The organism is Amycolatopsis sp. NPDC005003 (genome assembly GCF_053600695.1).
The window spans coordinates 1-25,595 of the sequence record NZ_JBSGAI010000077.1 but is presented as its reverse complement, the minus strand read 5'-3'; the positions used below and the strand labels follow the sequence as shown (position 1 = coordinate 25,595).

Genomic DNA, 25,595 nt, shown 5'->3' with positions numbered 1-25,595 from the left:
GCGTGCTCCCCTGTTTTGTGTTTTTAATCTGGGGTTCTAACCCGAATTACCACTCACGACCAGCCGCGGCAGACCGCACCGCCGCGGCTCCGCGGGGGAGCTGGCGGCGGGTGCTCGGGGATCGGGCCTTCACCGGGTTCTGCGTCACCCACATGGCGTTCACGCTCGCCAGCGCGAGCAAGTTCTCCGTGCTGCCGCTCGTCGTGCGCGACCTGCTGCATGGTCCACAGTGGATCGCCGGGACCGCCATCACGCTCGGCACCGTGGTCGTCGTCACCGCGCAGCGGCCGATCGTCGCGGTGCTCGCCGGGCGGAGCCGGACCGCCGGGCTCATCGGGGCCGCCGTTCTCTTCGCGATCTGCTTCGCGCTGCTGATCCTGCTCACCAGTCTCGGCTTCTCGATCGCCGAGGCCCTCTTCGGCCCGACCGCCACCGCGGCGGCCGCCGCGGCCGCTCCGCCGGGGGCCGAAGGGCGGGCCAGCTCGATCTTCCAGCTCTCCTGGGGCCTGCCCATCGCACTCGCGCCGGGCCTGCTGGCCGCCCTGCTCAGTGCGAGCAACGCGCTGACCTGGTCGGTTCTCGCCCTGACCTGCGCTTCGGCGGTCCCCGCACTGCTCGTGTTGCGTAAGAAACTGCCCATCGCCCTCCGCGAGCCGTCACCACCCGTGCCCGCCTGAGCGCAAGGGGTATGTGCCCGGTGTTACACCACAATGGACGGATGCAACCGATCAAGTGAACGTGAGACTTTCTCCGTCATGACCGTTCCCCCTGGTCATCTCCTTGCCGAACAGTTCGCGCCGCGCGAACCGACCGCGAGACTCCAGGAGGGGCCGTGCACACCGACGCCGTACACCAGAGCCAGTTCGTGCTGCTGAACGAGAGCACCACGCCCGTCCTGTCGCGCCTGTCCTACCACTCCCACGAACCCTTCGCGGTGACCGTGGCCTTCCGGACCGAGCGCGGCCGGTGGATCGAGTGGACCTTCGCGCGTGACCTCCTGGTGGCCGGGCTCGACGAGCCAGCCGGGCTCGGTGACGTCCGGATCCGCCCGGACCTCTCCGACGACGAAGACTTTCTCACCCTGGAAATCGAGTCACCGGACGGCTATGCGTCGTTCGAGCTCGAGGTCGAAGACGTCCGGACCTTCCTGGACGCCTCCATCGAACTGGTGCCGCTCGGCGAAGAGAGCGCGCACTTCGACGTCGACGGGCTGATCGAGGAGATCAGCAACGTCTGACCCGGAACCTCCCATTCCCGCGGCGAGGACGAAGGGCGGGTTTCGGGCGCGCTGGAGGCGCCCGAAACCCGCCCTTTCGCTGTCTCTCGCGATGCTCAGCTGGTCTTCAGCGTGGCACCGGTGCCCGAAAGCGCCGCGCCGATCGGGTAGAAGTACGTCACGGACGTGTTGCCGCCGGACAGGATGCCCTGCGCGTTGTTGCCGGCGATGAAGCCGCCGCCCGAGTCACCCGCCGCCGAGCGGACGTTGCTCGCGGTCATCCCGGTGACCGTGCCCTCGGAGTAGCGGACGGTCTGGTTCTTGGCGCCGATGGTGCCGCAGGTCCAGCCGGTGGTCGAGCCGGCCTTGCAGACCGACGTGCCGGTCGCGGCGTTCGACTGGCCGCGCACCGCGGTCCCGTTGTTCATCGAGGCGACCGGGGTCCAGCCGCTGCTCGTGTTCACCCGCGCGTAGTCTGCGCCCGGGAACCGGTAGGCGCCCCACGAACCCAGCGCGGCCCCGTTGGAGCCGGTCAGCCGGCCGGCGCCGGTGAGCGCGGCGCAGTGGCCGGCGGTGACGAAGCCGGTGGTCGTCGAGAACCCGACCGAGCAGCGCGACGACCCGCCGATGTAGTAGGCGTCGCCACCGCGGACGTTGGCATAGGTGGTCGGCTTCGACGCGGTCTCGCGGATCGTCACCGCGGCGGAGTCCACACCGGACTTGGCGAGGAACGCCTCCGCGGCGGCGCGCTGGCCCTGCAGCACGTCCAGGGTGACGTGGTTGGTGGCGTCGTCGACACCCCAGCCGGTGACCGCGGCCGGCGCCGACTGGCCGGCGGCGTTCAGGGTGTCCACAGTGGAGTTGAGGTGGCGGGCGCTGAACCTCACGACCTCCGCCTCCGCGCCGGCTTCGCGGATCTTGCCGGCCAGCGCGGCGTTCGTCGTGGTGACGTGCGCCTTGCCCGTGACGGCGTTGTAGGTGGCGCCGCCGAACGCGTCGCCGAGCGCCGCGGTCAGCGATTCGGTGACCCGGTTCGCGACGTCCTCGCTCTTCAGCCGCGCGAGCGCCTGGTCGTGGGTCAGGCCGAGGTCCCGCTGCATGGCGGGCACGATGTCCGGGTTCAGCAGGTCCTGGCCCGACGCGGGGACGGCGGTCGCGGCCAGCGCGCCCGTCGCCATGACCGCGGTCGCAGCGGCACCGAGAAGTCTCGCGATCTTCATGCTTCTCCCTAGATGGTTACGCGCGGCTCCGCACCGGCCACGCAGTGGTACTCCCCCGGGTGAGCGTCCCCGCAGTGGGCGTTACGGTGCAATCCGGGCGCCCGGCGAATGGGTATACGCATTCACCGAGGACGAATCCCCTGCTCCGGCCGGGCCCAAGCCCCCGGTGTCACCCGGTCGGACAGGTCCGTAAGTAGGGTTTCCGTGAACTACTTTCAGTAGTTGCCCTAGCCACTCGAACGCGTGAAGTGACGTTCGAACGTGCGATCGGCCCGCGATTCGCACGCTCGGTGACCCGATGCCCCCGGTTCCCACAGCAAACCGGTGACAGCGGGTAGGCGGACGTGTGACGACAGCTCCCACCACGTATTCGGTGAAAGGTTTACGGACGGATGTGTGCTGCTTAGGCTCCGCGCACCAGTTCTTCGGTGTGCGTCGAGGAGGTCATATGTGGCTGACCACCCCCCGCCCCACCTCGGTGTCCATCCGGTCGGGACCCGCCCGGCTGACCGGCCGCGACACCGAGCTCGACGCCATCGTCGCCGTGCTCCGGCGCCGCCCGGCCGCCGTCCTCATCGAAGGCGAGCCGGGCATGGGCCGGACCCGGCTGCTCGCGGAGATCGGCCGGCGCAAGGAGTTCGACGGCGGCCGCGTGCTCACCGGCGCCTGCCAGCCGCTGCGGCAGCCGTTTCCCTACGGGCCCGTGCTGGAAGCGCTTCGCGCGGTCGGCGACGCCCCGCTCGGCCCGCTCAGCCCGGTCGCCGGCGTGCTGCGGCCGCTGCTGCCGGAGCTCGCGGAAGCGCTTCCCGAGCGGCCCGAACCCCTCGCCGACCCGGTCGCCGAACGCCACCGCGTCTTCCGCGCGGTGCGGGAACTGCTCAACGCCTGCGGCCCCACGCTCGTGCTCATCGACGACCTCCAGTGGGCCGACGAGGACACCCGTGACCTGATGCGGTTCCTCGCCGGCTCGATGCCGCCCGAGCTGGCGGTGGTCGCCACCTACCGGTCCACGACCGACGTCCGCCCCGGCCCGCTCGGCGCCCCGTTCCGGACCGACCCGGCGGTGCACTCCGCCCGCGTCGCGCTCGGCGCGCTCGACGTCGCGGCCGTGCGCGAGCTGGCCGTCGACATCCTCGAACTGCCCCGGGTGACCGACGACTTCGCGGCGAAGCTGCACGAATGCACGGCCGGGATCCCGTTCGTGGCCGAGGAAACGCTGCGGGCGCTGAAGGAAGCGGCCGAACGGCTCCCGGTCGGCGAAGTCCTCTCCGACCGCCTGCTCGAAAACCTCGAAGTCCCGGTGCTGCTGCGGGAGGCGGTCACCGAACGGCTGGCCGTGCTGCCGGAGCCGTCGGTGCGGTTGGCCGGCGCGGCCGCGGTGCTCGGCGTCGCTGCCGAAGCCGCCGTGCTCGGCGAACTGGCCGGGCTCACCGGCGACACCCTCCGCACCGCGCTGCTCGGCGCCCTCTCCGCCCACGTGCTCGGCGAAGCCGGCGACGGCAAGTACGGCTTCCGGCACCCGCTGGCGCGCAAGGCGGTCTACGACACGGTGCGCGGACCAGAGCGCGCGTTGCTGCACGCGCAGGCCATCCGCGTGCTCGCCGCGCAGCCGTCGCCGCCGCTCACGCTGCTGGCCCGGCACTCCCGCGCCGCCGGCCGCGTCGACCAGTGGCGGCACTACGCGGAAGCGGCCGCCGACGAGGCGATCACGCGCGGCGAGACGTCCCGCGCGATCGACCTCCTGCAGTCGGTGCTCGCCGAACCCGGCCCGTCGCAGGCCGACATCGGGCGGGTGGCGGGCAAGCTGAGCCAGGTCGCGCTGCGGGGGTTCCGCCCCGAGGTGCTCGGCACGCTGCAGCGCGTCCTCGAAGAGGTGACGCTGCCGCCGTCGGTCCGCGGGTCGATCCGGCTGAGCCTCGGCATGCTGCTGGTCCGGACCATCGGCGGGCTCGGCCGAGGGCGGCTGGAGGTCGAGCGGGCGGTCGGCGAGCTGACCGACCGGCCGGACCTCGCCGCCCGCGGGATCACCCTGCTCGCCCAGCCGATCGACGGGCTGACGCCGTTGTCGTGGCACGAAGCCTGGCGCGCTCGCGCGGGCGAGGTGTACGAGCGGCTCGACGACCCCGAGCTGCGGCTCGCGCTGACCGCCGACCGCATCGCGGCCGCGTCGCACGTCGGCGACGGCTCGGCGTGGGCGGAGTTCGAAGCGCTCTCGGACACCGTCGGCACGGTCGCCGAGCGCGTCCAGCTGGCCCGCCTGTGGTGCAACCTGGCCGACGGCCAATCGTGGGCGGGCCACCTCGACCGCGCCGAGCGGCTGGTGACCGAGGGCGTCCGGCGCGCGACCGACGCCGGCGCGCTGTACGCGATCGGCCTGATCCAGGGCACCCGGGTCCGGCTCGACTGGGTGCGCGGGCGGTGGACGGGCCTGGCCGAATCCGCCGAGCAGCTGCGGGACAGCTACCCGGAGCTCGGCCCGATCGTCATGGAGTCGTCGCTGGTGCTCGGCGGGCTCGCGGCCGTGCGCGGGGAGTTCGCCGCCGCGCAACGGCACCTGACCGCGGCGAGCGTGCACGCGCCGGACCGCGGCCCGATCCCGGTGGTGCTCTCGGCCGCCGGGGTGCTGATCTCGGTGCTGCTGGCGACCGAAGACGTCGACGGCGCGTGCGCGGTGGCCGACACCGCGGTGGCCGCGGCCGGGCGCAAGGGCGTCTGGATCTGGGCGGCGGCGCTGGTCCCGGCGGCCGCGCAGGCGTACGCGAGGGCCGAGCGCTGGCCGGATGCCGACAACGTGGTCGAAGCGTTCGCGCGCGGCATCGAGGGCCGTGACGCGCCGGTCGCCGCAGCCGCGCTGGTGGCGGGCCGCGCGGTGCTGCTCGAAGCACGCGGCAAGCACCTGGCCGCGGCGGCGTTGTTCGACGAAGCCGCGTCCGGCTACGCGGCCCTCCCGATGCCCTACCCGGCGACGGCCATGCGGGAGCGCGCGTCGATGTGCCGCCTCGCGGCGGGAAACCGCTCGGCCGTCGACGAGCTGACGGCGGCGGCCGAGGCGTACGAGCAGCTCGGGGCCACCCGCGACGCCGGACGCTGCCGTCACCAGCTGCGCGAGCACGGCGCGTGGGCACCCTCGCAACGCGGACGGCGCGGGTACGGGAGCGAGCTCTCGCCGCGGGAGCGCGAAGTGGCCCGGATGCTCGCCGAGGGCCGGACGAACCGGGAGATCGCGGACGGGCTGTTCCTCTCCCCGCGGACGGTGGAACAGCACGTGGCCAAGGTGCTGCGGAAGCTGGGAGCCCGCTCGCGGACGGACGTCGCCCGCAAGCTCCCCCGCGAAGTGACGACCGCACCGGCTGGCTAGCCGGGCGGGCTCGTCCTAACGTGGGCCGGTGACTGAAGAGGCACTTCCCGCGTGGCGGCGGCGGACTTCCGGCGAGACCCGGTGGCCCGCGATGGGCGTCGTCGTCGCCACCCTCGTGCTGCAGGTGTCCCTGCCCGATGACATGGCGCTGCACCCGCGGTGGCTGCTGCCGGCCGTCTCCGCGCTGCTCGTCGTGGCCCTGCTGCTGGTCAACCCGGGGCGGATGTCGCAGTTCAGCGCGGTCGAGCGGGTCATCTCGCTGTTGCTCGTCGGCGCCGTGACCGCGGTGAACGCCGGGTCCGCGGTGACCCTCGTCTACAACATCGCCGCCGGGACGATCGGCGACCACGCCGGCGCCGTGCTGGTCACCGGCGCCATCGTCTACTGGACGAACATCGTCGCCTTCTCCCTCTGGTACTGGGAGTTCGACCGCGGCGGCCCGGGCCGGCGGGCCGCGGGCCGGGCCGAGTACCCCGACCTGCAGTTCCCGCAGATGGCCGACCCGGGCCTGGCGAACCAGGACTGGGAACCGTCCTATCTGGACTACCTGTACTTCTCGTTCACCAACGCGGCGGCCTTCAGCCCCACCGACGTCATGCCCCTGCGGATCTGGGCGAAGATGACGATGATGCTGCAGGCCGTCGTGTCGCTGGTGCTCGCGGTGATGGTCGTCGCCTGGGCGATCAACAACCTGAAATAGCCCGGCTTGAATCGGCTCAGTGGCGGGTCATCGTGAAGCTCTGGCCGTCCGAGCCGATCGCGCCGGGGCTCCAGGTGTAGCTGCCCTTGTCGTCGGCGTCCAGGCCGGACGGGCTCGTCGAGGCCAGGTTTGTCCCGTTGAACTTGACGCCGGTGAACTTGATGCCGCCGGAGATCGACGGGTACGAGTCCGTCGGGGACTCGATGATCGCCTCCGCGGAGGCGTGCTTCGAGGTCAGCGACTTGGTGATCGTCTTCGACCAGCCCTTGGTCGTGTCGCTGATGTCGAGGCGGTAGGTGTTCGTCGCCGTCCGGGTCACCGTGGCGGTGATGTGGTCGCCGGCGCTGACCGAGTTCGAGTAGTACACCGGTGCGGCCGGGTACATCTCGTACCAGGCCTGGTAGACCGGGCGGCCGCTGGAGCAGTCCGTGGCCACGCCGGTCTGCTCCACAGTGGACGATCCGTCGCCGTCGATGCCGACCCACGGCGCGAAGAGGTCGTCGGTCGACGTGCAGGTCACGGACGGTTCCGTCCAGCTCGCGGTGGCCGTGGTGAAGCTGCCGAAGCTGACGTACCCACCCCAGTTGCCGCCCGAGAACTGGTGGCCGTGGAAGTGCTCACCGAAGACGGCGGCGTGGGCGGTGCCCGAGACGGCCAGCGAAGCCGCCGCGGCGGCGACCACCGTGAGGACGCGAAGGGTTTTGGACATGCGGGGACTCCGTTCACCGATGGGGACCGGGAAAACCGTGTCCCCAAGTGTTGGATCCGCACCGAAAAGAAGGTAGCTACTTTCGAAGGGTCTTCACATTCCGGGAAATACTCACCATTTGCCGGAATTGACCACAAAAGACCCGTGAAGGCCTCCGCGGGGGATTAGAGGCCTTCACGGGTCCATGTCGCTCACCTACCGCCCGGTCAGGTGAGCGGGGCTCCGGCTACTGCTGGGCCTGCGCGTGCGCGGCGTCCACGAACTGGGTCGTGTACGTCTTCGACAGGTCGATCTTGTCCTTCTTCGGCTTGACGTTGCTGGACGACTCGCCGAGCACCTTGAGCACGTTCTGCGCCCCGGCCGGGTCCATCCGGCCGTCCTTGGTGAACATCGGCAGGCTGTCCCGCAGCGACTTCACGTACAGCGCCTTGTCCCCGCCCGCGAACGAGGGCGGCATCATCGCGGCGACCTGTTCCGGCGTGTGCGACGAAATCCACTTCAGGGTCTCGACGTACGCATTGGCCAGTTTCTGCACGATGTCCGGATACCGTTTCACGATTTCGCAGCCCATGTACAACGAGCTCGCCGGGTACAAACCGCCCAAAGCGGCTTTCGTGCCCTCGACCGTGCGCATGTCGTAAAGCACCTTGGCCTGGCCCGTGTTCGTCAGCTGCGCGATCGTCGGGTCGGTCGTCATCCCGGCGTCGATCGAGCCCTGGTTCATCGCCGAGATGAACGTCTGCCCGGCGCCGACCTTCACCGGCGTGTACTCCTTCGACGTGACGCCGCCCCGCAGGGCCAGCGCCTTGGTCAGGAAGTCCGTCGACGAACCCAGCGACGTGACGCCGAGGTTGCGGCCCTTGAAGTCCGCGCCCGACTTGACCTCGCCCGCCTTCTTCGTCGCGACCATCTCGGCCTCGCCCGGCACGTTCGCGAACTGCACCACGCTCTCGATGCACTGCTCCTTGGCCTGCAGGTCGATCGTGTGGTCGTAGAACCCGACCACCGCCTGCACCTCACCGGCCAGCAGCGACGTCTCGGCGTTCGCGCCGGACGGCTGGTCGAAGAGCTCGACGTCCAAGCCCTGCTTCTGGTAGGCCCCGATCTGCTGGGCCAGCTGCCCGGGCAGGTAGATCACCTTCGACAGGCCGCCGACCATGATCTTGATGTGCGGCTGGCCGGTGGTGCCGAGCGCGATCTCCCGCGAGTCGCGGCAGGCGGTGAGCCCGGCCGCGGCGACCGCGACCGCGACCACCACCCCGACTGTCCTTTTGAGACGCATGTCAGACCGCCTTGACCGCGGCTTCGGAGGCGGACGGCGGCCGCCACCGCAGCAGCCTGCCTTCCAGCGTGCTGATCCCCCACTCGGCCAGCAGCGCGACGACGGTGATGATCAGCATGCCGGCGTACACACCGGCCGTGTCGAACGTGCCCTGCGCGTTGGCGATCAGGAAGCCCATGCCGGCCTTCGCGCCGGTGTACTCGCCGACCACCGCGCCGATCAGCGCGAAGCCGAACGCCACGTGCAGCGACGACAGGATCCACGACGTCGCGCTGGGCAGCACGATCGACTTGAGCACCTGGCCGCGGGTGGCGCCGAGGATGCGGGCGTTGTCGATCAGGTTGCGGTCCACCTCGCGGGCGCCGGTGAAGGCGTTGAAGAACACCGCGAAGAAGACGAGCACGACGACGGTCGCGACCTTCGACGACAGCCCGAGCCCGAACCAGATGACGAACAACGCGGCGAGCACGATGCGCGGCAGGGCGTTGGCGGCCTTGATGAACGGCGCCAGCACCTGCGCGAGGTACGCGCTGCGGCCGAGGATCACGCCGAACACGACACCGGCGATCGCGCCGATGACGAAGCCGATCGCGGCCTCCTCGACGGTCACCAGGATCTGGTACCAGATCGAACCGAAGTCGGTGCCGGTGCTGAACCACTCGACCAGCCGTTCCCAGATCTTCGACGGCTTCGAGTAGAAGAACGGGTCGATCCAGTACGTGGCGGTCAGCTCCCAGCTGCCCAGCCAGACGACCACGATCGCCAGCCGCAGCAGCCAGATGTTGCGCTTGCGGCGCGCGGTGGCCTGCTTCGCGCGGGCCAGGATGTCCTGCTCGGTCTCCAGGACCGGCAGCGGAGCGGCGGACGGCGCCGCGGGGGTCTCAAGCGACATTGCTCGCTCCCTTCTCACGGGCCTTGTCGACCTCGCTGCGCAGTGATTCCCAGATGTCGGCGTAAAGCTTGCGGAAGTCCTCGGTCAGCCGCAGCTCCTCCACCTTCCGCGGCCGGTCGAGGGGGATCTCGAAGACGTCCTTCACGGTGGCCGGCCCGGTCGTCAGCACGACGACCTTGTCCGCCAGCGCGATGGCCTCGTCGAGGTCGTGGGTCACGAAGATCACCGCGGCCCCCGAACCGGACCACAGCCGCAGCAGCTCGTCCTGCATCAGCGCCCGCGTCTGCACGTCGAGCGCGGAGAACGGCTCGTCCATCAGCAGGATCTTCGGCTTGGTGACGAGCGTCTGGGCCAGCGCGACGCGCTTGCGCATACCGCCGGAGAGCTGGTGCGGGTAGTACTTCTCGAACCCGGCGAGCCCGACCCGGGCGATCCAGTCGACGGCCTGCGCGCGGGCTTCGGCCTTCGGCACCCCGCGGAACCGCGGGCCGGAGGCGACGTTCTCCAGCACCGAGCGCCACGGCATCACGGCGTCGGTCTGGAACATGTAGCCGACCCCGTCCGGGATCGACTTCACGTCCTCGCCGTTCACCCGCACCCGGCCGGCCGACGGCGGCTGCAGGCCGGAGACCAGCGAGAGCGTCGTCGACTTGCCGCAGCCGGTCGGGCCGACGACGGCGACGAACTCGCCGGGCTGGACGGTCATGGTCAGATCGCGGACGGCCGTGTGCACGGAACCGGACCCGCTCGGGAACCGTTTGGTGGCTCCGGTGAGTTCGATCAGTGGGGGAACCATGGCGGGGTGACTCCTTCGTCACGTGGTGGGGCTCACGTTGGGAAGGGACGTTAAGTACGTGTGGCGCCCAGGTGAAGCTTGTCGACGTTCTTCGCGCGAGCTGCACGTTCTGAATGTTTTGCTCATTTAGCGCACGGGCTTGACCTGGGGGTATGGTCCCGGCCATGCCAAAGTGGGCGCTCTTCCCGCGGATGCGGTTCAGCAGGCAGGTCCTGCTGCTGCAGATCGGCGTGGTCCTCCTCGTCGTCGGGATCGGCGTCGCGCTGGTCAGCGTGCTCCTGTCGCAAACCCTCACCGAGCAGTACGGGCAGCGGGCCCTCGCGATCGCGAAGTCGGTGGCCGCGGACCCGGTGGTCGTCGCGAACGCCGGCGCCAAGATCCCCGGCGGCGCGCTCGAGGAGCGGGCGCTGGCGGTCAACGCGGCCAACAACGCCCTTTTCGTGGTGATCACCGACGACAAGGGCATCCGGCTCGCCCACCCCACGCCGAGCGAAATCGGCAAGCCCGTCAGCACGCCGCCGGACCGCGCGCTCGGCGGGGAAGACGAGGTCAGCGCGGTGCAAAGCGGCACGCTGGGGCTGTCCGTGCGCAGCAAGACGCCGATCTGGACACCGGACCACCGGCGGGTGGTCGGCGAAGTGAGCGTCGGCTTCGAAACAGCCGACCCCACCGGCGACTTCAACCGGCTGCTGACGATCACGCTGCTGTTCGCCGGCGGTGCCCTGCTGCTCGGCGCGGGCGCGTCGGCCCTGCTGAACCGGCGGCTGCGGCGCGTCACGCACGGCCTCGAACCGCACGAGCTGACCGAGCTGCTCTATGAACGTGAAGCTGTCCTGCACGGGATCGGCGAAGGCGTCCTCGCGGTCGACGAGAACAACCGCGTCTCCGTGCGCAACGACGAAGCCGAACGCCTGCTCGGCACCGAACTCCCGATCGGCGCGGCGATGTCCGAGCTCGAACTGTCCCCGCGGCTGCACAAGGCCGTCGGCGAGGGCCGTCCGGTCGACAACCTGCTCGCGGTGGCCGGGAACCGCGTGCTGGTGATCAACTCCCGGGCCGTCCGCCTGGACGACCGGCCGATCGGCACCGTGCTCACCTTCCGCGACCGCACCGACCTCGACACGCTCACCCGCGAGCTCGACGGCATCCGCGCCCTCTCCGACGGCCTCCGCGCCCAGCGGCACGAGTTCGCGAACCGGCTGCACACGCTCTACGGGCTGCTGCAGCTCGGCCACCACACCGAGGCCGTCGAGTACCTGCAGACGCTGACCGACTCGTCGTCGGCGCGGCCGAGCGAGCTGGGCGACACCGTCGCCGACCCGTACCTGCAGGCGCTGCTCGTCGCGAAAACCGAGCAGGCGCAGGAAAAAGGCCTCACGCTCAAGCTCGCCGAAGACACCTGGGTGCCCACGACGGTGACCGACCCGATCGCCGCGAACACGGTGATCGGCAACCTCGTCGACAACGCCCTGCACGCCGCCCGGATGGGCCCGCGGCGGCCGGCGACCGTGGAGATCAGCCTGCTCGCCGAGGGCACCACCCTGCACGTGTCCGTTGTGGACAGTGGGCCGGGCGTCCCGGCGGACCTGCGGCGGACGTTGTTCGACGAAGGCGTTTCGACGAAGATCGCGCCCGGCCACGGACTGGGCCTGGCGCTCGCCCGGCAGGCCGCCCGCGCCCGCGGCGGCGACGTCTGGCTGGCCGACCCCGGCGAAGGCGAGACGGGTGCCCTGTTCGTCGCCAAGCTGCCCGGAATGCTGACGGAGGACGGATGATCCGCACGCTGATCGTCGACGACGACTTCCGGGTCGCCGGCGTGCACGCCGGGTTCGTCGAGGAGGTCGAGGGGTTCGCGGTGGTCGGCACCGCGCACACCGCCGCCGAGGCGCGGGCGCGTGTTCGCGAACTCGCGCCGGACCTGATCCTGCTCGACGTCTACCTGCCCGACGAGTCCGGCCTCGCGGTGCTCCCGGAGCTGCAGACGGACACGATCGTGCTGTCCGCGGCGACCGACAGCGCCTCGGTGGCCGCGGCGATCCGGGCCGGCGCGCTGAACTACCTGATCAAGCCGTTCACCACCCGCCAGCTCGCCGAACGGCTGACGTCGTACGCGCGCTTCCGCGGCCTGCTCGCCGAAGACCGGCCGATGGCCCAGGACGACGTCGACCGCGCGTACCGCGTGCTGCACGACCAGGATCGCACGACCGCGCCGAAGGGGCAGTCGACGGCGACGTCCCGGCTCGTCTCGGAACAGCTGCGGCGGGCCGGGCGCCCGCTCTCGGCCGCCGAGGTCGCGGGCGAGCTGGGGATGGCTCGGGCCACGGCGCAGCGGTACCTCACCGCGCTGGCGGAGTCGGGGACGGTCCAGATGCGCCTGCGCTATGGCGCCACCGGCCGCCCCGAGCACGAATACCGCTGGTCAGGAGCCTGAGTCAGCGGCCGCCGTAGCGTTGCGCCATGCTCTCGGCGACCTCGACCCAGGCCTGGATCGGGTTGGAGGACGGCGACGGCGTGGCCGACGGCGGCAGGTCGACCCGCGCCTCGGCTTCCTCGGCCGGAACCGGCTTCTTCGGCTGGGGCTTGGCCTGCGCCTGTGCCTGCACCTGCTTCGGCGCCGGCTTCGCGGGCACCGGCACGTACACGGTCTGCGGCGCGGGCGTGACGACGACCGGCGCCTGCGGGGGTTGCGGGGCCGGGCGCTCCGGCGCGGGTGCCGCGGCCACCGCCGGGCGCGCGTCGAGCTGGGCGACGTCGCGTTCCGGCGCCGGGGCGAACAGGCCGCCGGTGAAGAGGCCGCCGCCCAGCCAGCCGGCCGCGACGAGCAGCACCGCGGCGCCGCCGCCGAGCCAGGTGCGGGCGCGCCGCCGGATCACCACCGACTTCGGGCGCAGGTCCTGGTCGCACACCGGCGGCCGGGTGTAGATCGGCGCCGCCACCCGGGCCACCTCGTCGTCGGTGCGGCGGCGCCGGGGCAGGCTCGCCGCGACGATGCCGGTGCGGTCCAGCAGCTCCACCGCGGTGCGGTCGCTGGACGAACGGGTCGCACTGCGCGGTGCGGTGCGAAGCATCGGGGGACCTCCGGGACGGGGCTGGCGGACCCCACGCATTCTGGACCATTTCGGACGGTGCTGTCCGAAACGTAACTCCATTGAGTGACTATGCGGAGTGAAAGCGATTCGGCTTTGTCGTCACGACTTGAGCCCGAGCCGCGCGAGCGCCGCCAAGGGCCGCTGGTAGGCCGAGCCGAGCACGCGCGGAATCGCGTCGATCACGTAGGCGTCCGGTCCGATGAGGATCCGCGCCGACTTCCGCTCGATCCCGCGCAGGATCGTCTGCGCCGCTTTCTCCGGTGTCGTGCGGGCGATCCGATCGAAACCCTGCGCGGCCTTTTCCTGGTCTTCGGCGGCACTGCGGGAGTTGCGCACGATGTTGGTCTTGATCCCGCCCGGGTGCACGCAGCTCACCGCGACCGGATGCCGGGCGATCAGCATTTCCTCGCGCAGCGCTTCGGTGAACCCGCGGACCGCGAACTTCGCCGCGTTGTAGGCGCTCTGCGTCGGCACGCCGACGAAGCCGAAGACGCTGGAAATGTTGACGACGTGCCCGTCGCCGGAGGCGATCAGGTGCGGCAGGAAGGCCTTGGTGCCGTTCACCACGCCGCCCAGGTTGATGCCCATCAGCCAGTCGTAGTCCTCGAACGTCATTTCTTCGACGGTCGCGCCGAGCGCCACGCCCGCGTTGTTCACCACGACGTTGACCACGCCGAACTCGTCGGCGACCTCTTCGGCGTGGGCCAGCACGGCACTGCGGTCGGCGACGTCCAAGGTGTACGCGCGGGCGTTGTCGCCGGCCAGCTTCGCCGTCTCCTCGGCGTTCGCGGTGACGACGTCGGACAGCGCGACCCGGGCCCCGCGCCGGGCGAACTCGCAGGCGAGCGCGCGGCCGATGCCCGAGCCCGCTCCGGTGATCACCACGACCTTGTCCGCGAACTGCTTCATCGGCCCTCCCGACCATCCGGTGTTACTCCCGAGTAGCCGATGCTAGCGGCTGTGAGCTTGCTGTGGGTGTGCTGATTGTGCCGCTGCGTCGTCCTATGGTGGATCCCGTCGACAGCACCGGGACGAGGAGGCGATGACCGTGCGGCGGCCGTTCGTCCTGCTCACGATCGCCGCGATCGTGCTGCTCGGCATCACCGTCGTCGTGGTCGTCGCGGCCCGGCCGGCGCAACTCGCGGGCGCGACCACTCCGGGCACCGCCACCGTCGAGGCGGCCTCGCCGGCCGACCTGCCCGCGGTGTCCAGCCCCGCGGTCGGTGCGCTGTTCTCCGACGGCGCGCACTACTGCACGGCCAGCGTCGTGCACAGCGAGCGGGGTGACGTGCTGCTGACCGCGGCCCACTGCATCCACGACGGCGAGGGCGGCGGGTACCTGACCGGGCTCTCCTTCGCACCCGGCTACCACGACGGGGTCGCCCCCTTCGGCTACTGGACGGTGTCCGACGAGCTCGTCGCGCCGGGCTGGCAGGCCAGGTCGGACCCGGACCTCGACGTCGGCTTCGCCACCGCGCACCAAGCGGGCGCCACGAAGTCCCTGGAGAGCCTGGTCGGCGCGAACCTGCTGGCCACCGGCACCTCGTTCGAGCAGCCCATCACGCTCACCGGCTACCCGGACGACTCCGAGGTCCCCGCGGTCTGCCAGAACACCACCCGCAAGCAGGACACCTTCCAGCTGCGGGTCGACTGCGCGGGCTTCCCCACCGGCACGAGCGGCGGGCCGTGGGTCACCGGCGAGAACCCGGAAACCCGGCTCGGCACGGTCATCGGCGTCATCGGCGGCTTCGAGTTCGGCGGCGACGACGCCGACACGTCGTACTCGAGCTACTTCGACACCGACGTCCTGGCGCTCTACCGGCAGACGACCGCCCGCACCTGAGGCGGCATGATGCGGGGCATGAGCGAGCCCGTCGACGTACCCATCACCGGAGAGCCGATCCGGCTCGGCCAGTTCCTCAAGCTGGCCGGCCTGGCCGAGGACGGCTCCCACGCCAAGGACCTGATCGACGCGGAAGAGGTCACGGTCAACGGCGAGGTCGAGACCCGCCGCGGCCGCCAGCTGACCGACGGCGACGTCGTGGCCGTGGGCCCCGACCGCGGCAAGGTCGTCCTGGTCCACTGACGCTGGTGCAGATCAGCCCACGCTGGTCAGCGGCGGCAGGCCGAGCGACCCGGCGAGGGCGTCCAGTTCGCGGCGCACCGGCCCGGCCAGCGGCACGCCGAGCGCCCGGCACTGCTCGAGGTGCTGGGCCTCGCGCCAGCCGGGGTAGCGGATCGGCGCGCCGCCCTCCCAGGCCAGCATGCTGCCGAACAGCGCGCTCGCCGCGCGGTAGAACCCGTCGGCGCTGCGCAGGGTCGTCGGTGCGATCGCGAGTACCAACAGGCCGGTGTCGTGCTCGTGGTCGGCGACGCCGGAGAGCACCCCGGCGAGGACCTCGACCAGCAGCGTCAGCCCGGCCGCTTCCGAGCCGGGGCGGTCCATGTCGAACACGAACTCGGGGTACGCGCCGCCCGGCGCCGCCATGCCCAGCGGGTTCATCGGCTGGCCGGGCTCTCCGCCGGCGGCCAGCACCAGCCCGATCATGGCGTGCGGCAGGGCCCGCGCGGCGTGGTGGCCGGCCCGGCCGAACGGCCCGATGCCGCGCAGCGAGACGAGCCCGACGCCGAAGCGGCCGGCCCGGGTCACCGCCCGGTCCATCGCGTCGCCGACGGCCCAGAGCCCGGGCGCGCGGCGGTAGTCGATCAGCGCGGCGGCCCCGCGGTCGGCGATCATCAGCGGCTCGGCGTGCGGCACGACGAGCCCGTTCTTCAGCAGGGGCAGGTGCACGCGGGTCAGCTCGGCGACCCCGGTCTCCGGTGACCCGGTGAGATCGCCGTGGCAAAGCGCTTCGGCGGCGATGCGGGCGCGGGCTTCGGGGAGACCGTGTGCGGCGAAGACGTGCGCCACGAGCGTGACCAGTTCGTCGGCCCGCACGCGGGGCCAGGCCTGTTCCGGGATGGGGGTTTCCGGGAGTTCTTCTTCGAGGATGCCGGGTTCGGGGCGGGCGGAGCGGAACGGGCGCGGTCTGAGGGGCACTTCCCCGACCTTGCCCAGCACCGGTTCGGGCGTCAACGAAGCCGGGCCGGGCCTACCCGACCGTGTGATCGGGACCCGCGAAACGCCGTACTCTGGGCGGCATGTGCCGAAACATCACCACCCTGCGAGGGCTTCAGCCGGCCGCGACGGGCGAGGAGATCGAGGCCGCGGCCCGCCAGTACGTCCGGAAGGTCACCGGCGTCCAGTCGCTGTCGGACGCCACGCGCGAGCCGTTCGAGGCGGCGGTCGCCGAAATCACCGAGATCACCGCCCGGCTGCTGGCGCAGCTGCCCGAGCGCCGCCAGCCGCCGGCGACCGTGCCGCCGCTGCGCCGGCCGGAGGTGCAGGCGCGGATCGCCGCGAAAGCCCTGCGCCAGGCCTGAGTCAGCGCACGCGCTGGGCGTAGCCCCGCTCATCGGTGTGGTCGACGCCGTCGTCCTTGGAAAGGCTGTAGAGCCGGATCTCGGTGCCGTCGGGGTCGGTGAAGCGGACCATCCAGCCGGTGGTGGCTTCGAACAGCGGCGGGTGCTCGACGCCGAGCTCGTCCAGCCGCGCGATCCACGCCTCGGCGGCCGCGCGGTCGGCGATCGAGAAGCAGACCGGGTCGAACCCGGCCAGCCCCGCGGCGGCCTGCTCCTGCACGCGCAGCGCCACCGGCACGCCGTCGATGCCGCCCGCCACCCCGCGGACGACCCCGTCGCCGTCGGGGAATTCGTGGGTGACCTCGAGCCCGAGCACGCGCTCGTACCACTCGCGGCTGCGCGCCAGGTCGCGCACGGGGAACTTGACGTGGTGGAAGCCTTCGATCCGCGCGGTCATCGCCGCCCCTCTCGCCTCGCCGACCTGGAGGGTAACCCCGGCGGCCCGGAATTGTCGGACCCCGTCGCTAGGCTGGCCGCATGGGCGGACAGGCGTTGGTTTTGGGTGGCGGCGGAGTCGCGGGGATCGCGTGGACGACGGGACTGCTGATGGGGCTGGCTTCGCACGGCCAGGACCTGACGGGCGCGGACCTGATCGTCGGCACGTCGGCGGGTGCGGCCGTCGCGGCTCAGGTGACCAGCGGACTTCCGCTGGACGAGCTGTTCGCGCGCCAGGCCGACCCGGCGCGGCAGGCACCGGAGATCCCGGCCGAGATCGACTTCGAGAAGTTCGCCGCCGACTTCGGCGGCGCGGTCACCGGCGCGGCCGACCCGGCCGAAGTGCGGCGGGCGGTCGGGAAGCTGGCGCTGGCGGCGGAAACGGTGTCCGAGGCAGACCGTCGCGCGGTGATCGAGGCGAGGCTGCCGGTGCACGAGTGGCCGGCGCAGCGCCTGGTGATCGTGGGGGTCGACGCGGAGACCGGCGAGGCCCGCCGCTTCGACCGCGAGTCCGGCGTCCCGCTGGTCGACGCCGTGGCGGCGAGCTGCGCGGTCCCGGGCATCTGGCCACCGGTGACCATCGGGGGCCGCCGGTACGTCGACGGCGGCGTCCGCTCGGCCGAGAACGCCGACTACGCGGCGGGGTGCACGCGGGTGACGGTGGTGGCACCGCTGGGCGCGGAGTCTCCCTTGCCGATGGAGAAGCCGCTGCTGGAGGTGCTGGACGACCTGCGCAGGGCGGGCGCGGAGGTCGCACTGATCACGCCGGACGAGGCTTCGCAGGCCGCGGCCGGCGAGAACCCGCTCGACCCGGCCACGCGCACGCCGGCCGCCGAAGCGGGCCGCGCGCAGGGCGCGGCACTCACGCTGACCTGGACCTGAGCGGGCGGGCCGGCACCAGCAGGCCGGCGATCCCCAGCAGCAGCCCGCCGCCCGCGACGGCGAAGATCCAGTCGCCCGGCAGCCGGGCTTCGCCGGCGGTGTCGGTCGCCGGTTCGGTCTTCTCCGGCCAGTAGCGCACCTCGATGCGGGTGCCCCGGACGTAGCCGGGACCGGACTTCTTGTGCGTCCTGCGGTCGTACTTGACGTCGGTCCGCACCTCCCGGGACCGAGCGCCGCCGGGTTCGTCGACGCGCGCGACGACCCGGTCGAGGCCGAGCACCCGCTCGACGGTCGCCGGCGCCACCACCGAGCCGGCGCGGTGCCGGAGGGTGGCCCCGAGGAAGATCAGGCCGCCGAAGGACACCAGCGCGATCGCCAGGCAGGCCATGGAGAACGCCGTCACCGGCGCGCCCGGGCCGGCCGGCTGCCAGCCGGGGCCGTCCGGATCCCACCGCGTCTTCATGCCGTGAGCACGCCTCCGGCGGGGCCCAGGTTGCCCCGGAGCGCGTCGGCTACCCTCGTGGAGCGAGGTAGCGTGTCCGAGCGGCCGAAGGAACATGTCTTGAAAACATGCGAGGGGGCAACCTCTCCGTGGGTTCGAATCCCACCGCTACCGCACCGAGAGCCCGGGCGCTCCGAGCGCCCGGGCTCAGTGTTCGCCCTCCAGCAGGTGCGCCTGCACGCGTTCGAACGCCGCGGCGATCGTCGCCTGCTCCTCGGGGCTCAACAGGTCGATGAGGTGCTCGCGCACGCCTTCGACGTGCGTCGGCGCGGCCTTGTCCAGCAGCGCCAGGCCTTCGTCCATCAGTTCGGTGATGACGCCGCGTTTGTCCTCCGGGTCACGGGCCCGCCGGACCAGGCCCGCCTCCTCCAGCTTGGCCACCTGGTGCGAAAGCCGGCTCTTCGTCGAGCCCATCATGAACGCCAGCTCCGACATCCGCATCCGGTGGTCGGGCTGCATCTGCAGGCAGACGAGCACCTCGTAATCGACCAATGACACCTCGTGGGCGTCGGTCAGTTCGCGGTGCAGCCGTTGCCGCAAAAGAAGGGTCGCCACGACGTAGGAGCGCCACGCCGCCATCTCGGCACCGTTCAACCACCGCACCACACGCTCCTCGCTCATAAGGCAGCGTAGAACGCTGATCAAGGAATCGCGCACTCCGGAGCCGATCCGGTCGACGGTGAAAATGCCGTGGCAACATCGCCCGAAGGTGGGGTTACGAAAAGGTTGAGACTCGGCCGGGAAAGGCGCATTCTGCTTGTGGCGGAAGGTCGGCCAGGGTAAGCGGCGCGGCGACGGCGGCGCGTCGGCCCGGCTCCCCGCCGGAGAGGTCAGGTGGTTGTGTGACGGGTGATTCTCGCGGTTGACCGCCAGCTGCGTCCCCGCGACCGGAACGGACTCCTACCGGGTCGGCCGCGATTGCGAACAGCTACTGAGCGGGCTTCCATGCGCATCACGCATACGGCGTCGGTCGGGCCTGGCTCCGGTCACGGCCTCGGAAGCCGTGACGACAGCGCCTGAACGCCGGCCCCGGAAGCGGCCAACCGCTCGACCAAAGACATACCTCGGTACAAGCCTGGGTGCGCCCGTCAACGCGACGGCCGCACCCAGGCTCGTTACGATTCCGAGGTGAGATTCGACGACGACGCCGGTCTGGACGCCTCCGAAGTCCAGGACCTGCGCGGAAGCGGTGGAGGCGGCGGCGGGATCGGCGGCCGCGTGGCGCTCGGCGGCGGTGGACTCGGGATCGTCGGCGTGATCATCTACTTCGTGCTCTCCCAGCTGGGCGGGGTGAGCACGGGCGGCAGCGGCCTGAGCGGCGGGCTCGGCGGCGTCGGGTCCGGCCAGGCGGTCGACAACTCGAAGCTCGCCAGCGAGTGCAGGACCGGCGCGGACGCCAACAAGAACCACGACTGCGCGATCGTCGCGGTCGTCAACTCCGTCCAGGACTACTGGACGCAGCAGTTCGCGCGCTCCGGCTCGACATACCGGAAGGCGCCGACGAACTTCTTCAACGGCGGCGTGCGCACCGGCTGTGGCAGCGCGACCTCCGACACCGGCCCGTTCTACTGCCCGGCCGACTCCGAGGTCTACATCGATCTGTCCTTCTTCGACGAGCTGAAGACCCGCTTCGGCGCGCAGGGCGGCCTCTTCACCGAGGCGTACGTACTGGCCCACGAGTACGGCCACCACGTGCAGAACCTGCTCGGCACCTCGCGCAAGGGCACCGGCACCGGCCCGACGTCCGGTTCGGTGCGCCTGGAGCTGCAGGCCGACTGCTACGCCGGCGTCTGGGCCAACCACGCCTCGACGACGCCGACCGAGAGCGGCAAGCCGCTGATCACCGACGTCACCCAGGACGACATCAACTCCGCGCTGGACACCGCGTCCCGCATCGGCGACGACTACATCCAGGAGAACCTCGGCGGCGGCCAGGTCGACCGCTCGAAGTTCACCCACGGCACGTCCGCGCAGCGCAAGAAGTGGTTCACCACCGGCTTCCAGACCGGCGAACCCGCCCGCTGCGACACCTTCGGCACGAACAACCTGGGCTAGGCCCGGGCACACGACGAAGGGGCCGCCCCGGCAACCGGGACGGCCCCTTCGGTCTGTCGTCAGGCAGTCAGTGCGTGCGGGTCACCCGCGACGGCGCGGGCGGAGAAGTTCCGCTGCGCCTTCCGCTCGGCGGCCTTCTGCTTGGCCACCTTCGCCTTGCCCGGCTGGACGCCGTTGATGCTCTCGGTGCTCGTCGCGTAGACCCCGAGGGCCCAGGCGACGCCGTCGGCGTTGCGGTCCAGCGCGACCCGGTCGATGTTGCCCAGGTTGTCGCAGGCCTGGTGGTAGCACGGGTCGAACGCGATGCCGGCCGTGCCGCCCCACTTCGCCGCCTGCGCCGGGGTCTTCAGCACCTCGGCACCGGTGTCGAGACCGCCGGCCGGGATGCCGACGGCGATGAACTCGCCGTAGTCCGAACGCCCGGTGAAGTCGGTGCCCTCGAGGGACACACCCCGCGCGGCCTGCATGAAGTCGACGAAGGTCTTCTCGATCTGCGCCGAACCGTACGGGCCGGCGCCCGCGCCGACGCCGTCGGAGTTGTCGCCGTCGTAGGCGAAGTAGCCGGCGTTCGGCGAGCCGATCATGTCGAAGTTCAGGTAGAGCGCGATGTCGAGCTGCTGCTCGAAGGTCAGCTGGTCGACGTAGTAGGTCGAGCCGATCAGGCCGAACTCCTCCGCGCTCCAGAAGCCGAAGCGGACGGCGTTGTTGACCTTCGGGCTGCTCCCCAGCTGCAGCGCGGTCTCGAGCAGGGCCGCCGAGCCGGAACCGTTGTCGTTGATGCCCGGGCCTTCGGGAACGCTGTCGAGGTGCGAACCGAGCATCACGACGTTGTCCTTGCGCCCGGTCTTCGTCTCGGCGATGACGTTGTAGCTGGTCCGCGCCTCCTGCAGGGCCCGCAGCTCCAGCGTGACGTTCTGCCCGCCGAGCGTGGCCAGCTGCGCCCCCGCGGCCGCCGTCACGCCCCCGGTCGGGATCGCCGCGTTCTCCGGGCCCCCGAGCGTCCCGTTGAGCGCGCCGTCGGTGTTGTTGTAGACGACGGCGCCGATCGCCCCCGCGGCGGCGGCCGTCTGCTGCTTCTGCGCGAACGAGCAGCCGCCGCGCTTGATCAGCGCGATCTTGCCCGCGACGTCCGCGGTGTAGTCGGTGGCTTCGCAGCCGCTGGTGTCGTCGACCGCGACCACGGCGAGCGGCGCGGTGATGCCGCCGACCGGCGTCGACTTCGTGTACTCCATGGCGATGATCGGGACGTTCGCGCCGCCCGCCGTCAGCTTCTCGGCGAGGGTCTGCGAGTAGGTGAACGGGAACTCTTGACGGGTCACCTGGTAGCCGGCCGCCTCGAGCTTGGTGGCGATGTACTCGGCGGACTTCTTGTGGCCTTCCGTGCTCGCCGCCCGGGTGCCGCCGTTGGTGTCGGCAAGGCGCTGGAGGGCGATCAGGTGCCGGTTGACGCCGTTGACGTCGATCTTCTTGACGAGCTGTTTCGCCAGGGCAGGACCGTCGGGGAGGGTGTCCGCGGCGGCGGCCGGGGTCAGGCCGAGCACCAGCGTGGCACCGGCGGCTATCGCCACCGGCGGGAGGAACTTCGTTCTGAAGAGTGACATGGTTGCTCACTTTTGTTCGATATGCGAGGTCCGTCAATGCGCCTTTCGGCGGGAACTTTGCGCTCGGTATACAGTCGACACATGTACGCGATCACCATCCGTGAACCAGGTGACCCGGACGTTCTCGAGTGGGCGGAGGTCGCGGATCCGCGGCCCGGACCCGGCGAAGTGCTGCTGGAGGTCGCGGCGAGCGCGGTGAACCGCGCGGACCTGCTCCAGCGCCAGGGCTTCTACCCGCCGCCGCCCGGAGCGAGCGAAACCCTCGGCCTCGAGTGCTCAGGCACGATCGCGGAACTGGGCGAAGGTGTCGAAGGCTGGAACGTCGGCGACGAGGTCTGCGCCCTGCTCTCCGGCGGCGGCTACGCGGAGAAGGCGGTCGTCCCGGCCGGGCAGCTGCTGCCGGTCCCGGGCGAGATCGACCTGCTCACCGCGGCCGCGCTGCCCGAGGTGGCCTGCACGGTGTGGGCGAACGTCGTGCTGCACGCCAACCTCTCGGAAGGCGAGGTGCTGCTGGTCCACGGCGGCGCCGGCGGCATCGGCACGCACGCCATCCAGGTCGGCAAGGCACTCGGCGCCACCGTCGCCGTGACCGCGGGCTCGCCGGAGCGGCTGGAAAGCTGCCGCCAGCTCGGCGCCGACATCACGATCAACTACAAGACGGCCGACTTCGTCGAGGTGCTGCGCGAGCGGACCGGCGGCGCGGACGTCATCCTCGACAACATGGGCGCGTCCTACCTGGGCCGCAACGTCGACGCGCTGAAGCAGGACGGCCGGCTGGTCATCATCGGCATGCAGGGCGGGGTGAAGGGCGAGCTGAACGTCGGCGCGCTGCTCGGCAAGCGGGCGTCGGTGTTCGCCGCGGGCCTGCGGTTCCGCCCGCTCGACCAGAAGGCGGCGATCGTCGCCGACGTCCGCGAGCGCCTCTGGCCGCTGGTCGCCGAGGGGCTGGTCAAGCCGATCGTCGGCCAGGTCGTGCCGATGGCCGAAGCCTCGACCGCGCACCGGGTGCTCGAAGAGGGCAGCGTGTTCGGCAAGGTGCTGCTCGCGGCGAAGTCTTAACGCAGCTCTTCCAGCACGCGCACGAGCTGGTTGATCTCGAAGACGTTGGAGTAGTGGGCGAGCCCGATCCGCACGGCGCCGCCCACTTCTCCGACGCCGAGTGACGCGAAGACACCGCTCGTGCCGTCGTCGGCGAAGGCGCACAGGCCCTGCGTCGCCAGGTATTCGGCGACCTCGGGCGCCTTCTTGCCGGCGACGGCGAAGGCGAGGGCGGGGATGCGGCGCATGGCGTTGCCGATCACCATGATGTGCCGCAGCGACAGCAGTTCGGTGGACAGCTGCGCGAGCAGCCCGGCGTGGTAGGACTTCGCCGACCCGAGCGAGGTGACCAGGCGCTCGCGGCGCGAGCCGGTGGCGGCGTCGTCGAGGCCCGAGAGGTAGTCGATCGACGCGATCAGCCCGGCGAGCAGCGGGTACGCGTGCGGGCCGAGCTCCAGGCGGGCCGCGCCGCGGGCCATCGGGTCGAGCGAGACCGACGGGATCCGCTCGATCAGCTCGGGGTCGCGGAAGACCAGCGCACCGACCGACGGCCCACCCCAGGCCTGCGCGGACACGACCATGACGTCGGCGCCGAGCGCGTTGATGTCGAGCGGCAGGAAGGGCGCGGCGTAGGTGGCGTCGACGACGACGAGCGCACCGACCCGCTTGGCGAACTCGATGATGGTCGGCACGTCCGGCCGGGTGCCGACGGACCCGGACGCGAGCGTGACGGCGACGGCCTTGGTGCGCGCCGACACGAGCTGCTCGTACTGCCACGCGGGCAGCTCGCAGGTCTCGATGTCGATTTCGCCCCAGCGCACGACGGCGCCGACACGCTTGGCGGCCCGCTGCCAGGGCGCGAGGTTCGCCTGCTCGTCGAGCCGGGACACGACGAGTTCGTCGCCGATGGTCCAGCGCTCGGCGAGCGCGTCGACGAGCCGGCGCAGCATGACGGGCGCGCTCGGCCCGAGCACGACGGCAGCCGGGTCGGCCCCGACCAGGTCGGCCACGGCCCGGCGGGCCGCGGTCACGATGCTTTCCGCGCGTTGTGAGGCCGGAAACGCTCCGCCCGGCCCGGACACCGGGGCGCGCATCGCCGTGGAAACGGCCGATGCGACCTGTTCCGGGACCAGCATTCCGGCGGCGCCGTCGAAGTGAATCCAGCCGTCACCCAGCGCGGGAAAGAGCCCACGGATACGAGCGACGTCGAACGCCATGGGGACACCGTACGGACGTGCGGTTTCGCCGTGCGCCCGGGGTTGGGTGGAGAGCCACCGGGAACCCGGTTTACGGCTACGCTCGGAGACGGACACCCCGTGGGTGTCGCGGAGCGTGTCGAAGGCAAGCCAGGATGGAGCACATGACCGAGCCGAACTTCACAGCGGGTGACCCGGGCCAGGAATCTTCACCCCACGTGGTGGTAGTCGGACCGGACGGCACGCCGGTGGGAGCCCCTCCCGCCGACGGCGACCACCCCGAGTCGGTGGGCGACCTCGTCGAAGAGCCGGCGAAGGTGATGCGCATCGGCACGATGATCAAGCAGCTCCTGGAGGAGGTCCGCGCGGCCCCGCTGGACGACGCCTCACGCACACGCGTGCGTGAGATCCACCAGACGTCGATCCGCGAGCTGGAGAAGGCGCTGGCGCCGGAGCTGCAGGACGAGCTGGAGCGCCTGGTGCGCCCGTTCACGGACGACTCGACGCCGTCGGACGCGGAGCTGCGGATCGCCCAGGCCCAGCTGGTGGGCTGGCTGGAGGGGCTGTTCAGCGGAATCCAGACGGCCCTGTTCGCCCAGCAGATGGCGGCCCGCGTCCAGCTCGAGCAGATGCGGCGAGGACTGCCGGCGGGCCCTTCGGGGGCGGCCGGGCTGGGCCATGAGCACGGGCCGGGGATCTCGGGAACGGGCCAGTACCTCTGACGACCGGGCCGGCTGGTCCACATCTCCGGCCGCTTTTCCACATCTCTGACGGCTGGGTTGTCCACGGGTTCGACGGGAGGTTGTCCACAGACCGGAGGTCCTGTGGACAACCTCTGTGGACAACTCCGTTTCGGCGGGTCTTGTCCGGGGGCGCCGATAGACTGGACTTGGGGACGCCCCCCAGGGAGGGCGGGGGAGTTTTCGGGCCCGGTCCCGCCACCGCCTTCGCCGCTCCTGCCGGGTAACCGCCTGCGGAGGGCGACCCCGCACAGCAATGGGCCAGCCGTCGCGGTCGAGGTGACTCACCGGCGTGAGCGGCACGCTGCCACCCAGACCTCCCGCAACCCCGATCCGAAGCCCCAACACGGCCGGCAGTGCCGGGTCAAGGCACGCTTTCCCGCCAGGACCCAGCACAGCAGGGCCGGGTGAGAAAACACGAC

26 protein-coding genes and 1 tRNA gene are annotated in these 25,595 nt (G+C 71.3%); 14 read left to right on the top strand and 13 right to left on the bottom strand.

Going from position 1 to position 25,595, the window contains the following annotated elements:
* Positions 1–2 precede the first annotated feature (2 nt).
* Complete coding sequence (locus tag ACWED2_RS45785; RefSeq protein ID WP_449696795.1) at positions 3–677, top strand: MFS transporter; 675 nt, start codon at positions 3–5, stop codon at positions 675–677.
* 155 nt (positions 678–832) lie between these two features.
* A complete protein-coding gene (locus tag ACWED2_RS45780; protein WP_449663031.1) occupies positions 833–1,237 on the top strand; it encodes an SsgA family sporulation/cell division regulator in 405 nt (134 codons plus the stop codon).
* Between the two features lie 95 nt (positions 1,238–1,332).
* On the opposite strand, the gene ACWED2_RS45775 is transcribed toward ACWED2_RS45780, so the two are convergent.
* Positions 1,333–2,436 carry a S1 family peptidase gene (locus ACWED2_RS45775; protein ID WP_449696794.1) on the bottom strand — a complete coding sequence of 368 codons (1,104 nt, stop codon included), beginning with the start codon at positions 2,434–2,436 and terminating at the stop codon, positions 1,333–1,335.
* 448 nt (positions 2,437–2,884) lie between these two features.
* On the opposite strand from ACWED2_RS45775, the gene ACWED2_RS45770 reads away from it, so the two are divergent.
* A complete protein-coding gene (locus ACWED2_RS45770; RefSeq protein WP_449696793.1) occupies positions 2,885–5,794 on the top strand; it encodes an ATP-binding protein in 2,910 nt (969 codons plus the stop codon).
* Between the two features lie 91 nt (positions 5,795–5,885).
* Positions 5,886–6,494, top strand: a complete 609-nt coding sequence (locus tag ACWED2_RS45765; RefSeq protein WP_449696797.1) for a hypothetical protein — start codon at positions 5,886–5,888, stop codon at positions 6,492–6,494.
* Between the two features lie 16 nt (positions 6,495–6,510).
* On the opposite strand, the gene ACWED2_RS45760 is transcribed toward ACWED2_RS45765, so the two are convergent.
* From ACWED2_RS45760 to ACWED2_RS45745, 4 genes are all read right to left on the bottom strand, one after another.
* Complete coding sequence (locus ACWED2_RS45760) at positions 6,511–7,203, bottom strand: G1 family glutamic endopeptidase (RefSeq protein WP_449696792.1); 693 nt, start codon at positions 7,201–7,203, stop codon at positions 6,511–6,513.
* A 226-nt stretch (positions 7,204–7,429) separates the two neighbouring features.
* Complete coding sequence (locus tag ACWED2_RS45755) at positions 7,430–8,485, bottom strand: ABC transporter substrate-binding protein (RefSeq protein ID WP_449696791.1); 1,056 nt, start codon at positions 8,483–8,485, stop codon at positions 7,430–7,432.
* A 1-nt stretch (position 8,486) separates the two neighbouring features.
* Positions 8,487–9,377, bottom strand: coding sequence for an ABC transporter permease (locus ACWED2_RS45750; RefSeq protein ID WP_449696790.1), 891 nt, complete (start codon positions 9,375–9,377; stop codon positions 8,487–8,489).
* Positions 9,367–10,173, bottom strand: coding sequence for an ABC transporter ATP-binding protein (locus ACWED2_RS45745; RefSeq protein WP_449663039.1), 807 nt, complete (start codon positions 10,171–10,173; stop codon positions 9,367–9,369). Before ACWED2_RS45745 ends, ACWED2_RS45750 begins: the two co-directional genes overlap by 11 nt.
* Before the next feature lie 191 nt (positions 10,174–10,364).
* Between ACWED2_RS45745 and ACWED2_RS45740 the strand changes: the two genes are divergently transcribed.
* Together ACWED2_RS45740 and ACWED2_RS45735 are read left to right on the top strand one after the other, a co-directional pair.
* A complete protein-coding gene (locus tag ACWED2_RS45740) occupies positions 10,365–11,948 on the top strand; it encodes an ATP-binding protein (RefSeq protein WP_449696796.1) in 1,584 nt (527 codons plus the stop codon).
* Positions 11,945–12,604: a response regulator gene (locus tag ACWED2_RS45735; RefSeq protein WP_449696789.1), complete on the top strand. Its 660-nt coding sequence runs from the start codon at positions 11,945–11,947 to the stop codon at positions 12,602–12,604. Before ACWED2_RS45740 ends, ACWED2_RS45735 begins: the two co-directional genes overlap by 4 nt.
* A 1-nt stretch (position 12,605) precedes the next feature.
* On the opposite strand, the gene ACWED2_RS45730 is transcribed toward ACWED2_RS45735, so the two are convergent.
* A complete protein-coding gene (locus tag ACWED2_RS45730; RefSeq protein ID WP_449696788.1) occupies positions 12,606–13,241 on the bottom strand; it encodes a hypothetical protein in 636 nt (211 codons plus the stop codon).
* A gap of 120 nt (positions 13,242–13,361) precedes the next feature.
* On the bottom strand, positions 13,362–14,171 hold the full coding sequence (locus ACWED2_RS45725) for an SDR family NAD(P)-dependent oxidoreductase (RefSeq protein WP_449696787.1): 810 nt from the start codon (positions 14,169–14,171) through the stop codon (positions 13,362–13,364).
* 133 nt (positions 14,172–14,304) lie between these two features.
* Between ACWED2_RS45725 and ACWED2_RS45720 the strand changes: the two genes are divergently transcribed.
* Both ACWED2_RS45720 and ACWED2_RS45715 read left to right on the top strand, forming a co-directional pair.
* Complete coding sequence (locus tag ACWED2_RS45720) at positions 14,305–15,105, top strand: trypsin-like serine peptidase (protein WP_449696786.1); 801 nt, start codon at positions 14,305–14,307, stop codon at positions 15,103–15,105.
* Positions 15,106–15,123: 18 nt separating this feature from the next.
* On the top strand, positions 15,124–15,348 hold the full coding sequence (locus ACWED2_RS45715) for an RNA-binding S4 domain-containing protein (protein ID WP_354828929.1): 225 nt from the start codon (positions 15,124–15,126) through the stop codon (positions 15,346–15,348).
* Positions 15,349–15,360: 12 nt separating this feature from the next.
* On the opposite strand, the gene ACWED2_RS45710 is transcribed toward ACWED2_RS45715, so the two are convergent.
* Positions 15,361–16,302 carry an Ldh family oxidoreductase gene (locus tag ACWED2_RS45710; RefSeq protein WP_449696785.1) on the bottom strand — a complete coding sequence of 314 codons (942 nt, stop codon included), beginning with the start codon at positions 16,300–16,302 and terminating at the stop codon, positions 15,361–15,363.
* A gap of 101 nt (positions 16,303–16,403) precedes the next feature.
* On the opposite strand from ACWED2_RS45710, the gene ACWED2_RS45705 reads away from it, so the two are divergent.
* Positions 16,404–16,685 carry a DUF2277 domain-containing protein gene (locus ACWED2_RS45705; protein WP_449696784.1) on the top strand — a complete coding sequence of 94 codons (282 nt, stop codon included), beginning with the start codon at positions 16,404–16,406 and terminating at the stop codon, positions 16,683–16,685.
* A 1-nt stretch (position 16,686) separates the two neighbouring features.
* Here the strand turns inward: ACWED2_RS45705 and ACWED2_RS45700 are convergent, their stop codons facing one another.
* The gene (locus ACWED2_RS45700) at positions 16,687–17,121 is read right to left on the bottom strand and encodes a VOC family protein (protein ID WP_449696783.1); all 435 of its coding nucleotides are present in this window, start codon (positions 17,119–17,121) and stop codon (positions 16,687–16,689) included.
* Positions 17,122–17,201: 80 nt separating this feature from the next.
* Between ACWED2_RS45700 and ACWED2_RS45695 the strand changes: the two genes are divergently transcribed.
* A complete protein-coding gene (locus tag ACWED2_RS45695; protein ID WP_449696782.1) occupies positions 17,202–18,041 on the top strand; it encodes a patatin-like phospholipase family protein in 840 nt (279 codons plus the stop codon).
* Here the strand turns inward: ACWED2_RS45695 and ACWED2_RS45690 are convergent.
* Positions 18,022–18,504, bottom strand: coding sequence for a hypothetical protein (locus ACWED2_RS45690; RefSeq protein WP_449696781.1), 483 nt, complete (start codon positions 18,502–18,504; stop codon positions 18,022–18,024). The two genes, ACWED2_RS45695 and ACWED2_RS45690, sit on opposite strands and share 20 nt — an antisense overlap.
* A 66-nt stretch (positions 18,505–18,570) precedes the next feature.
* On the opposite strand from ACWED2_RS45690, the gene ACWED2_RS45685 reads away from it, so the two are divergent.
* Positions 18,571–18,657, top strand: a tRNA-Ser gene (locus ACWED2_RS45685).
* A 33-nt stretch (positions 18,658–18,690) separates the two neighbouring features.
* Here ACWED2_RS45685 and ACWED2_RS45680 read toward each other — a convergent pair.
* Positions 18,691–19,146 carry a MarR family winged helix-turn-helix transcriptional regulator gene (locus tag ACWED2_RS45680; protein WP_449696780.1) on the bottom strand — a complete coding sequence of 152 codons (456 nt, stop codon included), beginning with the start codon at positions 19,144–19,146 and terminating at the stop codon, positions 18,691–18,693.
* Between the two features lie 525 nt (positions 19,147–19,671).
* Between ACWED2_RS45680 and ypfJ the strand changes: the two genes are divergently transcribed.
* Positions 19,672–20,598, top strand: coding sequence for a KPN_02809 family neutral zinc metallopeptidase (gene ypfJ, locus ACWED2_RS45675; protein ID WP_449696779.1), 927 nt, complete (start codon positions 19,672–19,674; stop codon positions 20,596–20,598).
* Between the two features lie 59 nt (positions 20,599–20,657).
* Here ypfJ and ACWED2_RS45670 read toward each other — a convergent pair whose 3' ends face one another.
* A complete protein-coding gene (locus ACWED2_RS45670; RefSeq protein ID WP_449696778.1) occupies positions 20,658–22,199 on the bottom strand; it encodes a M28 family metallopeptidase in 1,542 nt (513 codons plus the stop codon).
* 81 nt (positions 22,200–22,280) lie between these two features.
* Here ACWED2_RS45670 and ACWED2_RS45665 point away from each other — a divergent pair, with 81 nt between their 5' ends.
* A complete protein-coding gene (locus ACWED2_RS45665; protein WP_449696777.1) occupies positions 22,281–23,258 on the top strand; it encodes an NAD(P)H-quinone oxidoreductase in 978 nt (325 codons plus the stop codon).
* Here ACWED2_RS45665 and ACWED2_RS45660 read toward each other — a convergent pair.
* On the bottom strand, positions 23,255–24,454 hold the full coding sequence (locus tag ACWED2_RS45660) for a cysteine desulfurase-like protein (protein WP_449696776.1): 1,200 nt from the start codon (positions 24,452–24,454) through the stop codon (positions 23,255–23,257). The genes ACWED2_RS45665 and ACWED2_RS45660 overlap by 4 nt on opposite strands.
* Before the next feature lie 134 nt (positions 24,455–24,588).
* Here ACWED2_RS45660 and ACWED2_RS45655 point away from each other — a divergent pair, with 134 nt between their 5' ends.
* Complete coding sequence (locus ACWED2_RS45655; protein ID WP_449696775.1) at positions 24,589–25,155, top strand: bacterial proteasome activator family protein; 567 nt, start codon at positions 24,589–24,591, stop codon at positions 25,153–25,155.
* The last annotated feature ends 440 nt before the right edge of the window (positions 25,156–25,595 follow it).